11 protein-coding genes and 3 pseudogenes are annotated in these 13,764 nt (G+C 68.7%); 8 read left to right on the forward strand and 6 right to left on the reverse strand.

The features are described 5' to 3' along the window. Positions 1-11: 11 nt before the first annotated feature. Positions 12-909, reverse strand: a protein-coding gene (locus AFB00_RS32530; protein WP_442965894.1) for an IS5 family transposase whose coding sequence is annotated in 2 segments (ribosomal slippage) — positions 12-512 and positions 514-909 — 897 coding nt in all. Because the reading frame shifts where the segments join, the coding sequence is not laid out codon by codon here. Here AFB00_RS32530 and AFB00_RS29290 point away from each other — a divergent pair. The 6 genes and pseudogenes from AFB00_RS29290 to AFB00_RS29310 all read left to right on the forward strand — a co-directional run. Further along, positions 818-1,681 (forward strand): annotated as a pseudogene (locus tag AFB00_RS29290) (IS630 family transposase); the annotation flags it as partial. The gene AFB00_RS32530 and the pseudogene AFB00_RS29290 overlap by 92 nt on opposite strands. Before the next feature lie 163 nt (positions 1,682-1,844). Continuing rightward, positions 1,845-2,978, forward strand: a complete 1,134-nt coding sequence (locus AFB00_RS29295) for an IS256 family transposase (RefSeq protein ID WP_257785258.1) — start codon at positions 1,845-1,847, stop codon at positions 2,976-2,978. Positions 2,979-3,085: 107 nt separating this feature from the next. Further along, positions 3,086-4,201, forward strand: a complete 1,116-nt coding sequence (locus tag AFB00_RS29300; RefSeq protein WP_083275685.1) for an IS110 family transposase — start codon at positions 3,086-3,088, stop codon at positions 4,199-4,201. Between the two features lie 6 nt (positions 4,202-4,207). Further along, a pseudogene (locus AFB00_RS33675) lies at positions 4,208-4,423 on the forward strand (transposase); the annotation flags it as partial. A gap of 336 nt (positions 4,424-4,759) precedes the next feature. Next, a complete protein-coding gene (locus AFB00_RS29305) occupies positions 4,760-6,043 on the forward strand; it encodes an IS256 family transposase (RefSeq protein ID WP_068796251.1) in 1,284 nt (427 codons plus the stop codon). A gap of 41 nt (positions 6,044-6,084) precedes the next feature. Beyond that, entirely contained in the window at positions 6,085-6,570 is a 486-nt protein-coding gene (locus tag AFB00_RS29310; RefSeq protein ID WP_335726595.1) for a transposase, read from the forward strand. Here AFB00_RS29310 and AFB00_RS29315 read toward each other — a convergent pair. Continuing rightward, positions 6,549-6,959, reverse strand: coding sequence for a cation diffusion facilitator family transporter (locus tag AFB00_RS29315; RefSeq protein WP_083276241.1), 411 nt, complete (start codon positions 6,957-6,959; stop codon positions 6,549-6,551). The genes AFB00_RS29310 and AFB00_RS29315 overlap by 22 nt on opposite strands. Positions 6,960-7,468: 509 nt before the next feature. Between AFB00_RS29315 and AFB00_RS29320 the strand changes: the two genes are divergently transcribed. After that, complete coding sequence (locus AFB00_RS29320; protein ID WP_068800812.1) at positions 7,469-8,206, forward strand: hypothetical protein; 738 nt, start codon at positions 7,469-7,471, stop codon at positions 8,204-8,206. Between the two features lie 4 nt (positions 8,207-8,210). Here the strand turns inward: AFB00_RS29320 and AFB00_RS29325 are convergent, their stop codons facing one another. Both AFB00_RS29325 and AFB00_RS32540 read right to left on the reverse strand, forming a co-directional pair. After that, entirely contained in the window at positions 8,211-9,182 is a 972-nt protein-coding gene (locus tag AFB00_RS29325) for a cytochrome c oxidase assembly protein (RefSeq protein WP_068800813.1), read from the reverse strand. Next, positions 9,179-10,339, reverse strand: a complete 1,161-nt coding sequence (locus tag AFB00_RS32540) for a cytochrome c oxidase assembly protein (protein ID WP_083276200.1) — start codon at positions 10,337-10,339, stop codon at positions 9,179-9,181. Before AFB00_RS32540 ends, AFB00_RS29325 begins: the two co-directional genes overlap by 4 nt. Before the next feature lie 369 nt (positions 10,340-10,708). On the opposite strand from AFB00_RS32540, the gene AFB00_RS33680 reads away from it, so the two are divergent. Continuing rightward, complete coding sequence (locus AFB00_RS33680) at positions 10,709-10,915, forward strand: hypothetical protein (protein ID WP_197520026.1); 207 nt, start codon at positions 10,709-10,711, stop codon at positions 10,913-10,915. Positions 10,916-11,045: 130 nt separating this feature from the next. Here AFB00_RS33680 and AFB00_RS29340 read toward each other — a convergent pair whose 3' ends face one another. Then, a complete protein-coding gene (locus tag AFB00_RS29340) occupies positions 11,046-13,349 on the reverse strand; it encodes a heavy metal translocating P-type ATPase (RefSeq protein ID WP_335726596.1) in 2,304 nt (767 codons plus the stop codon). Positions 13,350-13,354: 5 nt separating this feature from the next. After that, a pseudogene (locus AFB00_RS29345) lies at positions 13,355-13,738 on the reverse strand (cytochrome ubiquinol oxidase subunit I); the annotation flags it as partial. Between the last annotated feature and the right edge of the window lie 26 nt (positions 13,739-13,764).

Genomic DNA, 13,764 nt, shown 5'->3' on the forward strand with positions numbered 1-13,764 from the left:
GAGGCACTCCCCTAGGGTGTGTCTCCCAATGCGCGGAGCCAGGTGACGATTGCCTTCAGGACGGCGCCGCCGCGGAAGGTCAGGGCGAGCTTGTCGTAACGGGTGGCCAGCCCGCGCCACTGCTTGACGTGGCAGAACCCGCGCTCGACGACGTTGCGGTTTCGGTAGTCGACCGGATCGAATGCGGGCGGTCGGCCGCCGCGTGAGCCGCGTCGTTTGCGGTGTCCCTGCTGGTCAGAGGGCTCCGGAATGACAGCGATGATCCGGCGCTCGCGCAGGTGCCGGCGGATCGCGCGTGAGGAGTAGGCCTTGTCCGCGCGCACGCGTTCGGGCCGGGTCCGGGGTCGTCCCGGGCCCGGTCGGGCGATGCTCAGGTGCGCCATCAGGTGCGGAAACATTGGCGAGTCGCCGCCCTGGCCGGGGCCGAGGAGGACCACCAGCGGGCGGCCGTGCCCGTCAACGAGCTGGTGGATCTTCGTCGACAGCCCTCCGCGGGACCGTCCCAGCGCGTGATCTGCTGGTTCGGCGAGCAGATTCGTGTAGTTCGATCCGGCCCCCTGTGTCGCGCTTGAGGGTCGCGGCGTGCTGGTGGGCACGGATGATCGTGGAGTCCACGCTGACCGCCCACCCGAGCACCTCGGCGGCGTCGGCCTCGACCAGAAGAGCAGCCAGGATGTGGTCCCAGGTGCCGTCGCCGCTGTAGCGGCGGTGCCGCTTCCACAACGTCTGCCACGGCCCGAACTCGGCTGGGACGTCGCGCCAGGGAAGCCCGCACCGATACCGGTAGATGATCCCCTCGAGCACCCGGCGGTCATCGCGGAACGGGCGCCCGCGACGACCCTCGGAGGAGGGCAACAGCGGCGCCAGACGGGCCCACTGGACATCAGTCAGGACAGCGGTACGCGGCACCGATCAAGCATCGCGCACCCCGGTCCGCCTATCTGGGAGACACGCCCTAGGCATGTCGCAGACGACGGTGTCGCGGGTGTGGCGGGCGTTCGGACTGGCGCCCCACAAGACCGACTCCTGGAAGCTGTCGAAAGATCCGTTGTTCGTGGACAAGGTCCGCGACGTCGTCGGTCTCTACCTCGACCCGCCCGAACGCGCGCTGGTGCTGTGTGTGGACGAGAAGACCCAGATCCAGGCTCTCGATCGCACCCAGCCCGTCTTTCCGATGCTGCCCGGCAGCCCGGCGCGGGCCAGCCACGACTACGTCCGCAACGGCACCTCGAGCCTCTACGCCGCCCTCGACATCACCACCGGCAAGGTCATCGGCTCCCTGCACGCCCGCCATCGGGCGGTCGAGTTCGGCAAGTTCCTGCGCACCCTCGACCGCGAAGTCCCCGCCGAGCTCGACGTGCACCTGGTGCTGGACAACGCCTCCACCCACAAGACCCCGGCGATCCGCCGCTGGCTGGCCGCTCACCCGCGGTTCGTCCTGCACTTCACCCCGACCAGTTCGTCATGGCTCAATCTCGTCGAGCGCTGGTTCGCCGAGCTGACCACGAAGAAGCTGCGGCGTTCCACCCACCGCTCGGTCCGCGCGCTCAACGCCGACGTCCGAGCCTGGATCAAGACCTGGAACGACGATCCCAAGCCCTACGTCTGGACCAAAACCGCCGACGAGATCCTCGACAGCGTCGCTCACTACTGCAAACGAATCACTGACTCAGGACACTAGTGCCGCGGGCCTGTGCAAGGAACGGTGGTTCCGGCCCGACACGCCGGGCTCGGGTCCGGTGGGATGGGCACTGTGAGTGATGACATCGGACCTTGTGGGTTCAGCCAAGGATGAGACGGGTTCAGGGCGTCAGCTCTCGCCCGAGCAGGCCGCCGCGGCGGCGATGGTGGCCGACGCGCGAGCACGCGGCCTGGAGCTGACCGGCCCGGATGGGCTGTTGAAGCTGTTCACCAAGAACGTTCTGGAGACTGCGCTCGGGGAGGAGATGACCGAGCACCTCGGGCATGCAAAGAACCGGGCCGACCCGGACCGGGAATCGACGAACAACCGGAACGGTCACCGGTCGAAGACGGTGATCTCCGATGCTGTCGGGGAGGTCGAGATCGAGGTACCGAGAGACCGCGACTCGACGTTCGAACCCCAGATCGTTCGGAAACGGCAACGGCGGTTGGGGGATGTCGATGAGATCGTGTTGTCGCTGTACGCGAAGGGTTTGACGACCGGGGAGATCTCGGCGCATTTCTCGGAGATCTACGGGGCGTCGGTGTCGAAGGAGACCGTCTCACGGATCACCGACTCGGTGATCGCCGAGATGCAGGAATGGGTGTCGCGGCCACTCGATGCGGTGTACGTCGCGGTCTTCGTGGACGCGATCATGGTGAAGGTCCGCGACGGGCAGGTCGCCAACCGGCCCGTCTACGCGGCGATCGGGGTCACCGTCGACGGCCGCAAGGACGTGCTGGGCCTGTGGGCCGGCTCCGGTGGTGAGGGCGCGAAGTTCTGGCTGGGGGTGCTGACCGACCTGCGTAACCGCGGCATGCGGGACGTGTTCTTCCTGGTCTGCGACGGGTTGAAAGGCCTGCCCGAGGTGGTGGAGAACGTGTGGCCACAGACCATCGTGCAGACATGCATCGTGCACTTGATCAGGAACTCGTTCCGGTTGACGTCGCGGCGTGACACCGATGCGATCAAGCGAGGGATTCGGGCGATCTACACGGCCCCCACCGCCGACGCCGCTCTCGCTGCTCTCGATGACCTCGACGAGAAATGGGGTCGCACTTATCCGGCGATGATCCGGTTGTGGCGCAACGCCTGGACCGAGTTCGTTCCGTTCCTCGACTACGATGCCGAGATCCGTGCCGTGTTGTGTTCGACGAACGCGATCTGGGTGTTTAGATCAAGGAGTCGGTCAGGGCGTTGCTTCCCCGGCCGATGCTCGAGGCGGCCAGCCCTGACTCTGAACGCTATTGACGCCGTGAGGCTGTCTTCGATTCGAAGTGTCGGGCTGGCCGCGTGAGCGCAGGCCCGCGGTGCCTGGCTTGAAGAGAGCCTGCCTGACTCAACCCAGATCTGCCGACACCGCGGGCCTGCGCTGTCCACGATAGGCCACGCAGACGGGAACAAGTGTTGACGCACGAACACGGTGTCGCGGGGATCGATCCTCACAAGAATACGGCTACCATCGCAGTCCTCGATCATCGAGGCGGCGTGGTCGACAACAAGTCCTTCTCCATCACCAAGGGCGGTATCGATGAGCTGCTGACGTTCCTGCTCGGTGTCGAGCTGACGATCGACCGGATCGGCATCGAAGGATCGGGATTTCTCGGCCAGCCGCTGGTCCTCGCGCTCGCGGCCGCGGGTTACGACGTGCGCGAAGTCCAAGCCAACCGCACCGCGGAGCGGCGTAAGCGTCGTCGTCGGGCCAAGACCGACGCCGAGGACGCGGAGGCCATCGCCCGAGAGGCCCTCAGCGACCCCGAGCTGCCTCCGGCCGGGAAGCACACCGCGCCCAGCCCGACATGGCAGACGCTCACGGTGATCCGCGACTGGCGTGAATCTCTTGTCCTGCAGCGTGTTCGGCTGCTCACCGAGTCCGAAGCAGTACTCGTCACGCTCCCCGTCGCCATCCGCGCCACGTTGCCCTCGACCAGCCGCGTTCTCCCGCAGCTCCAGTCCCTGGTCGACGGCGTCGCGAACCCCGATCTGCTCAGCCCAGCCGAGCGGCTCAAGCTCGACCGGCTCGCGGCCAGCCTGAACGACATCATCACCCTGACGGCGCGGATCAAGGAACTCGACCGACAGATTCCCGCCCTCCTCAGCGACCTTGGCTGCACCCTCACAGAGGTCCGCGGTGTCGGCGTGGTCACAGCCATGGATCTTCTGGTCGAGATCGGCGATCCGTGCCGGTTCACGACCGAGGCCCAGTTTGCACGCTGGTGCGGAATCGCGCCCGTCGCCCTCTCGTCGGGTGAAGGTCACGGGCCGGCCCGTCGGCACCGACTCGACCTCGGCGGCAATCGAGCTGTCAACTCTATTCTGCACATCGTGCACGTCACGCAAGTCCGATGCCACCCGCCGGCGAAAGAGTACATGGCGAAACGGGTCACCGACAACAAGACAAAACGTGAGGCTCGGCGAAGCCACAAGCGGCAGCTCGCGAACATCATCATCAGACACATGTGGACCGACGCAAGACGCTCCACGGCGACCACACCGACCAGCTCCGCAGCTGCTGCTTGACAAGAGAGCTTCGAATCACTCAACGCCCGCTACCGCCGAGCGGTACGGGCGCGAGGGCATTTCCCCAGCGAGGCGGCCGCGTTGAAATGCCTGTACCTTGTGACCCGCAGCCTCGACCCGACCGGGCGAGGCCGCGCACGGTGGACGATCCGATGGAAGCCGGTGATCAACGCCTTCGCGATCACTTTCAGTGACCGCTGGCCGTCCGCCGAGCACTACTGACCAACAACGCCGGAACCACCGTTCCTGTTACAGACCCAGTGCCGCGTCCGGGAACGTGGGGGACGTAATCGTGTCGGCTTGATCCGTCCCGGTCTGGCGCAGGAGGCTGTGCGCCGGAGGTGATGGCCGTGGCGCGACAGCCGGAGGTGTTCGTCCGGGGACTGACCCCGGACGAGGCCCAGCGATTGGTCAGGATCACGCGCACGGCGCGGGACCGGGTCCGGTTGCGGCGGGCGGGGATCGTGCTGGCCTGGGCGTGTCACGCGAGCCGTGTAAGCCGCGGGTGGACCAAGATCGACCGCAGTGATCAACACGGCGGTCGGGAGGGACACCCACGTGAGCGAGAACCAACCCGATCCCGACGGTGAGACCGCGGCTGCCCGCCGGCTTGCCGAGGCGCTCGACCCGTCGGCGATCGACGCGCTGTTGGCCGATGCGAAGGCCGCCGGTACCCCGATCGACGGCGTCGACGGACTGCTCAACCAGATGACCAAGGCCGTGCTCGAACGGTCGCTGCAGACCGAGATGACCCACCACCTCGGCTATGACCGCGACGACCCCGCCGGACACGGTACCGGCAATTCGCGTAATGGCAGCGCTACCAAGAAGGTGTCGACCACGAACGGGCCGGTGACGATCAGCGTGCCGCGGGACCGGAATGGCGAGTTCGAGCCGCAGATCGTGCCGAAACGCGCCCGTCGGGTCGGCCAGATCGACGAGCTGGTGCTCTCCTGTTACGCCCGCGGAATGTCGACCCGCGACATCGAAGCGCACCTGCTCGAAGTGTACGGGGTGGAGGCGTCACGGGAACTGATCTCGAACATCACCGATGTGGTGACCGACGAGATCGAGATCTGGCGGAATCGGCCGGTCGACGAGGTCTACCCGATCGTCTATATCGACGGTATCCGAATCAAGATCCGGGACAAGGCCGCGGTCACGATCAAGAGCGCGCACCTGGTCATCGGCGTGGACGTCGAGGGCCGCAAGCACGCGCTGGGCTGCTGGATCGCCGAGACCGAGGGCGCGAAGTTCTGGCACGCGGTGCTCACCCAGCTGCGCAACCGCGGGCTGCGCGACATCCTGATCGCCTGCTGCGATGGCCTGAGTGGTCTTCCTGAAGCCATCACCAGCGTCTTCCCCGACGCCGTCGTCCAGACATGCGTGGTGCACGTGATCCGCAACGCGATGCGGTTCGTGTCCTACCAGGACCGGAAGAAGATCGTGAAGTCCATGAAGACGATCTACACCGCGCCCACCGTCGAGGCCGCCGAGCTCGCCCTGAAGGATCTTGACACCGAGTGGGGACGACAGTACCCGGGAGTGCTCGACGTCTGGCGTCGTGCGTGGAACGAGTTCATTCCGTTCCTCGACTACCCGCCCGAACTACGGCGGATCGTCTACACCACCAACACCATCGAATCCATCAACTTCCAACTCCGGAAAATCACAAAGACTCGCGGGCACTTCCCGTCGGACGAGGCGGCGATGAAGCTACTCTACCTCGGCCTGCGGAACATTCCGAGCAAGAGAGGAGGTGAGTCCGGAACCGGAACACATGGCTGGAAAACAGCCCTGAACACCCTGGTCGTCCTCTTCCCTGGACGACTTCCTCTGTGATAGCTTAACCACATCAGTCACCCGTGGCTTACACGGGAACCGTGACAGGCTCGCGCCCGGCCCGGCTACGGGCCACCTATAGCCGTCACAGCGGGGTCCGGCACATGTTCGCCGGTCTGGACCTGGCCTCCGGGCAGCTGTTCTACCGGCTCCGTGACCGCAAACGCGGCCGCGAGTTCCTCGACTTCCTCCGCCAGCTGCGCCGCCGTTTCCCCACCGGCGGTCTGCACGTGGTCTGCGACAACTTCTCCCCGCACCTGCGCACCGATGTCGCGCACTGGTGCCACGACCACGACGTCGAGCTGGTGCTCACCCCCACGAACGCGTCCTGGCTGAACTGGATCGAGTCGGAGTTCACCGCGCTGCGCTACTTCACCCTCGACGGCAGCGACTACCCCTCCCACACCGCCCAGGAAGCCGCGATCGCCGGCTACATCCGCTGGGCCAACCGCCACGCCCGACCCAAGAAACACTTCGCGCCCGAGTCCAAGATCCGCAGGCCGGATTACCTACCCAACATTGCCTGACGAGGCACTAGCACCGGGACACCGGCGACGTCGGCGGGATCGGCCAGGCGCCGGACCGCCTCCACGAACACGTACGCGGCTGCGGCGAAGAGCAGGAGACCGTTGACGACAGCGGCGAGCACTTCCAGCCGGTAGTTGCCGTAGGTGCGTTGGGTGGCGCCGGGACGGTTGGCCAGGACGACCGCCGCAAGCGCGAGCCCCAGCCCGAGCACGTCGGTACCCATGTGCGCGGCATCGGAGAGCAGAGCCAGCGACCCCGCCCCCAAGCCGACGACGATCTGCACGACCATGTAGCCGCCGGTGAACACCAGCGCCGTCGCCAGCCGTCTCGTGTACGCACGGCCGGCGGTCGTCGCGTTCTGCGTGCCGTGCCCGTGACCGTGGCCCATCACTGTCTTCCATCAACACATGCGAATATCTGCATTAATACTACGGCGATGTGTCCTTGCGCGTCACCCGATCGGTCACGTGCGGGGACCGAGACGATGATCCGCTCGCAGCATCCTCGCGACCGGTCACCGTCGGTGTTTCCCGAATAGCCGGACCTACGAGGTCTGCGGCATAAGCTGAGTATCGGAACGGTAACGGCTTCTGGTCGTGCGCGCCCCGCCCCCATGCTCCCCCCGCGTGCGGTCGCCGCCGGTCCCGATCGACGAGAGGCGACCCACTGAGCCTTTTTCAACCTGACCAGCGAGCTTCTGCGTCAGGAGATCGCGAAGGTTGCAGCGCAACTGCTCTGACCACAGCTGCACAGGTCACCGGCTCGCCAGCTCGGCGTCTGCACCCACACAACCAGGCCCCTGAGCTGCCGGAACGGCAGGTTGAAAAAGGCTCACTGTGTCGAGGCACCATCGCGGCAGCACGGGATCGGCGCTCCCCGGCACCGCATCGTGCCCACGTGAGCAGAGACACCGCTGTCCGCCCCGATCCGACCCGACACCGCGGCAGCGCCGTCAGAATCCTGACCTCGGCGCTGGCCGGCAGTGGACTCGTCGCCGGACACGTCGCCCTCGGCGACGACACCGTCCATGTCGAAGACCTCGCCCTCCAAGCGTTCGTCACACCGGTCGGCGAATCCTTGCCGTCCCCAGCGACCCGGCTCCCGGCCGCAACCGCCCCTACGCCGTCGGACGGAGCGGTCCGGGCCCTCGCCGAACCCCCGCCGCCGATCGACGTCGACGCGATCGCCGGAGCCGCCACTTCTGCCGTCGACGAGGCGGTGCAGGCCGGACGTGACGCGCAGGGCCTCGACGACGCCGAGGACCAGGAGAGAGCCGGGGCCGGAGGCGGTCCGAGTGGCTGTGCTGCGGGCACCGAGGGTTTCGGTGGCGTCGCCGACGGAACCGCGACCGCGGGTGAAGCGCTGCGCTGCATGTTCGGGGTCGACACCGTCTACGGCGGCGCGGGCCGCGCCAACGCCTCCGACCACCCGAAGGGCAAGGCGTTGGACTTCATGGTCGACCGCGCGACCGGTGAGCGACTCGCCGAGTACGCCCGGCAGAACATGGACGAGCTCGGGATCAGCTATGTGATCTACCGGCAGCGCATCGACACCGGCAGCGGCTGGGAGCAGCAGGAAGACCGGGGCGGGACCACCGCGAATCACATGGACCACGTGCACGTCTCGTTCGACTGAGACCTCACGAGCCGTCCCGTTGCGGCCCGAGGACGTCGGGGGTGTCCTCGTCGCGGGTCAGCCACCACGGTCGAAGCGTCGGCTCGTCGCCGTAGAGCCGGTCGAGCTGACGGTCGGTCCGGCGTGCCGCGCGTTCGTCGCAGGCGAACCACTGCCGGGCGAAGGCCCCGATCAGTCCGATGGCGGCGATGTCGCCGAACCCCCAGAGGATCGCGCCGCCCAGGTGCTGGTCGTCGAGCAGCGTGGGCCCCCAGTCGCGGCCCAGAGAGGTGTAGTACTCCGCAGCGAACAGTGTGCTCGTCATCATGATCGGGACGCCGAGCAGGATGTGCAGCGGGCCCATACCCACGACCAGGATCATCTTCAGGCTGAACCGGACTCGGTGCGGGGTCGGGTCCACCCCGAGCAGCGCCCAGTAGAACAGGAACCCGACAGCCACGAAGTGCAGGTGCATGAAGTCGTGGACCCACATGTCGGTCAGCGACAGCGCGTAGAGCGGGGTGTAGTAGAACGCGAACTGGGTGATCGCGAAGATCGCGAAGGCGGTCCCAGGATGGGACACGACCCGGCTCCACCGGCTGTGCAGCACCGCGAGCAGGACCCGTCGCGCCGAGACCGGGAGCGCCCGCAGTGCCAGGCTCACCGGGGCGCCCAGCGCCAGCCCCACCGGTGCGATCATCTGCAACACCATGTGCTGGACAGCGGGCACGGAGAACAACACCCTATCATAGACCCCGAGCGACGAGGCCATCCCGACGGCCGCCAGAGCGAGTCCGAGCCCGAACAACGTGCTACGGCGCAGTGGCCACACATCACCCCGCCGCCGCAGCCTCCCGACACCCCACAGGTAGAGCAGGCCGGCGAGCACCAGCGGCACCAAGACGACCGGGTCGAAGGTCCAGCTCAGCAGCATCGTCTCGGCCGTCAGCGGTGGAAGGTCCTGTGGGGGCAGGCCCGCCGGAACGGTGCCGATCATGAGCTCACCTCCGGGGCAGCTGCCGGGCTCGTGCCTTCTCGGTCCCACGAGCAGACGACGCCCGCGGCTGCCGCGACCATCGCGACATCGGACACCACCCAGGCCACCACTGCGCCCTGACGCTGCGCGGTGAGCAGGTCGGGGACGAAGGGCATCGCGAGCGCGGCGTAGAACGGTCCCGCCACCGGTTCGGCCCGCAGCAGCAGCCAGATCGCGAAACCGGCGTGCAGCATCATGACGGCGAACAGCATGCCGAGCCGGACGAAGGCGGGCTGGTCATCCTCGCGTGCTCCGAGCACCGACCGGAAAAGCAGCAGCCCCGTGCTCAGCGCCACGGCGTCCATGACCGGATGCGACCAGTGCTCGAGCACCACGGCCTCGAACAGGCCCGAGGCGTACACGCCGAACGACGCGACCGCGGCGAGGCACCACGCGGCCGCCGGGTTGCGCAGCCACTGCAGCGGGCCGTCGGTGGTCAGAGCCGTGACCCGGTCGACCATTCCGGTTGACGCGCCTGCACGGACGAGCGTGAGCGGATGTCCCCCCACGAGCAGTAACGGAGCGACGGTGGACAGCAGCGCGTGTCCGAGCAGGTGGACGCCGAAGACGGCGGTCGAGTAGGCGCCGATGCCTGACGAGGTCGCCACGAGCACCGTGACACATCCGGCGATCCACAGCATGGTGCGGTGCACCGGCCAGGAGCCACCGGATCGGTGCACGCGGCGGACCGTGCGCACGTAGAGGACCAGGCCCACTGCGGCGGCCGGGGCGAAGAGCGGTCGATCCGCCACACCCCGGCGAGCTCGGGCCAGCCGAGCTGGTCGGGCAGCTCGTAGCCCAGCAGGAACACCAACCTGTCGGCGTCGAGTGCCTCCGGAACCCGGGCCTGCGGCGGGACCAGACGGGTCATCACCGCCCCTGCGGCCGCCGCAGCGGTGAGCAGCACCAGTTCGATCGCCAGACGGATCCGGACCGGAGCCCCTCGCCATAGCCCGACCGCGACGAGTGCCGCGACCAGCATCACCGAGCTGCCGATGACGAGAAGCCCGTACCCGCTGGTCAGCCCGTCGGGGCCGACGTCGAGGGCGAACGGGACCCCACCGCTGAGTACGAGCGTGAGCGCGGCACCGGTGGCAAGGCGTCCATGGCGGCGCCATGCGATCTCACCGACCGGGCCGGGGCGCGCGAGCCACCAGATCGCCACCGCGCTGCCGATCCACAGGGTCGCCGCCACGACATGACCGGTGACGGCATCGCCGTACCAGTCGTGCGAGCGCTCCGAGTTCGACACCGCGGTCGCGGGCGGGACGACGAGGCCGGCGAGGAACAGGACGAACAGCCAGGTCGCGCCCCGCCAGGTGAGAACGGTGCCGGCGGCGACCCCCACGAGGGCCAGCAACACGGCGGCCAGGGCCCAGCCGGCCGCGGCCTCGACCGTGACCAGGCCCAACAGGAAGGTCGGGGGGTCGGAGAGCAGCGCAGCGGGACTGAGCCCGGTCGACTCCGCGACTGTCAGCACCGCGATCGTGGCTGCGGCCACGGTGAACACCGCGGTCGCTGGACGCACCACCCGCATCGCCGCGTATCCGGTGCGGCTCAGCGCCCCTTGGCCGGGGCCCGGCGCGTGGATCACCGCGGTGATCAGCCCGGCCGCAGCGACCGAGGCCGCGCCCGCGGCGAGCGTGCGAGCCAGCGGCTGGCCGATCGCCGCGGCCGGCCCGAGCGAACGGTAGCCGAACAGTACGGCGATGTCGGGTGCCACCGCGGCCGCCACCAGACCGGTCACCGCGGCGACGGGCAGCCACCACGCCAGCCAGGACCAGCGGTCGCGGGCCGCTGCGCCGCGTCGGTGCTGCACCGCGGTCACGCTGCGGTCCTGATCTGTCCGGACGGGACGAACCGGCGCAGCCGCAGGGTCTGCGACACCACGAAAACAGACGAGAGCACCATGGCCAGCCCGGCGATCAAGGGGCTCAGCAGGCCTGCCACGGCCAGCGGTAGCGCGGCGATGTTGTAGCCGAACGCCCACCGCAGGTTGCTCACGATCGTGCCGTGGGTGCGACGGGCCAGCTCGATCGCGTCCGCCACCGCGGCCAGGTCGTCACGACCGAGGACGACGTCGGCAGCCTCGATGGCCACGTCGGTGCCGTTGCCGACCGCGATCCCCAGGTCCGCGGCGGCCAGCGCAGCGGCGTCGTTGATGCCGTCGCCGACGACCGCGACCGCGCGGCCGGCCTCCTGGAGCAGCCGGACACGGTCGACCTTGTCTTCGGGCATCGCCTCGGACACCACTCGGTCGACACCGACGGCCGCGGCCACCGCAGCGGCACTACGCGGATTGTCCCCGGTCACGATGACCGGCTCGATTCCGAGCGTGCATAAGGCCGCGACAGCCGCCGGCGCGCTCGACCGGATCCGGTCGGTGACCGTACAGAGCCCCCGGACCCGGCCCGTCCAGCCGACGGCGACGACGGTGGCCCCCGTCTGTTCGGCTCGGTTCTGCTCGGTTCTGAGCTCGTGGGGCATCTCGTACCCGTGTTCGGCGAGCATGCGGGGGCTGCCGACGAGTACCTCGACACCGTCGACGCTGCTGCGGGCGCCGAGCCCGGCCACTGCGGTGAACCCGCGGGCCCGCTCGACCGTGGGTGCGGCCGCGAGCAGCGCGGCCGCGATCGGATGCTCGGAGGAACGCTCGACGGCCGCGGCGTGCTGCAACACCGAGGCGGCCTGCTCTCCGTGCGCCGGAACCACGGCGTCGAGCTGAAGTTTCCCCTCGGTCAGGGTGCCGGTCTTGTCGAATACCACGGTGTCGATGCGCCGGGTCGACTCCAGTGCCTCCGGTCCCTTCAGAAACACCCCGAGCCGCGCGCCGCGCCCGGTGCCGACCAGCAGAGCGGTCGGGGTGGCCAGGCCGAGGGCGCACGGGCAGGCCACGACGAGCACGGCCAGCGCGGCCGTCATCGCGGCCGCGGTGGACGGGCCGAGCACCAACCACCCGCCGAACGTGGTCATGGCGAGGGCCAGGACAGCGGGCACGAACACGGCGGACACACGATCGGCGAGTCGCTGCGCACCGGACTTGCCGTCCTGAGCCTGTTCGACCAGTCGGGTCATCCGGGCCAGCCGGGTCGAGGCCCCGACGTGTGTCGCGACGACCAGCAGATGCCCTGCGGTGTTGATCGTGCCGCCGACGACCGGGTCACCGGGGCCGATCTCTCGAGGCACGGACTCGCCGGTGATCACCGCGGTGTCCACGGCGGAGCGCCCCCGCTCGACGACGCCGTCGGCGGCCACCTTCTCGCCGGGGCGGACGGTGAAGCGGTCCTCGACCCGAAGCTCGCCGACTGATACGCGGACGGTCTCGCCGTCGCGCACCACCTCGACGTCCTTCGCCGCCCAGCCGAGCAGGGCCCGCAACGCCGACCCGGCCGAATGTTTCGCCCGGGCTTCGAAGTAGCGGCCGGCGAGCAGGAAGGTGATCACTACCGCGGCGACGTCGAGGTAGAGCGCGTCCTCGGTCCGGGTCAGAGCCGCCCAACCGGTGCCGAATCCCGGCTGCGCGGCTCCGCCGCGCAGCATGATCCACAACGACCATGCCGTCGCGGCGAGGGTGCCGACCGAGACCAGCGTGTCCATCGTGGCACCGCCGTGTCGGGCCGCGATCCACGCCGCCCGGTGGAACGGCCACCCGCACCAGAGCACCATCGGCAGCGCCAGCGACAGGAACGCCCACTCCCAGCCCGGGAAGCGCAGCTCGGGGAACAACGACAGCGCCAGCGACAGGTCCGCCAGCGGCATCGCGAGCACCGCGGCGGCGGCCAGCCGACGTCGCAGGTCACGAGTCCGGGACGCGGCCCCGGCGCCCTCGGATGCCTCGACCGCGTTCATCGGGCGGGTGGTGTAGCCCGACCGTTGCACGGCGTCGGCCAGCGCGCGCACACCGGTGCCGGCCGGAGCGACCACCCGCGCATGCTCGGTGGCGAGGTTGACCGTTGCCTGCACCCCGTCGATCCGGTTCAGCTTCCGCTCGACCCGCCCGGCACAGGCCGCGCACGTCATCCCTCCGATCGCGAGTTCGTGGACCTCCACCGGCCCGGCCGTGTCACCGTCGTGCCCGACGGTCCCGGACGCGCTCCCGGGGCTGGTCGACCGGCGTTGCTCCTCCACGCCTCTCAGTTCTCCTTCGGGTCGTCGGTCGGCATGGACTCCTTGCCGACCTCGTGGGCCAGTACCTCACTCGGGTGTGCTCTACCGCCGACGTAGGCCTCCGCGCGGGCACGCTGCACCATGTGCGGGTAGTGCAGGTCGAACGCCGGACGCTCGGACCGGATCCGGGGCAGCTCGGTGAAGTTGTGCCGCGGCGGCGGCGAGCTGGTCGCCCACTCCAGCGAGTTGCCGAAGCCCCACGGGTCGTCGACCTCGCAGACCCGCCCGTACCGGTAGCTCTTGAACACGTTGTAGAAGAACGGCAGCGTCGACGCACCGAGCACGAACGCACCGATCGAGGAGATCGTGTTCAGCACCGTGAACCCGTCCGAGGGCAGGTAGTCGGTATACCAAAGGGAAAGTTGGCGAGCGGACT

Source organism: Pseudonocardia sp. HH130630-07 (assembly GCF_001698125.1).
In the GTDB taxonomy this organism is placed as follows: domain Bacteria; phylum Actinomycetota; class Actinomycetes; order Mycobacteriales; family Pseudonocardiaceae; genus Pseudonocardia.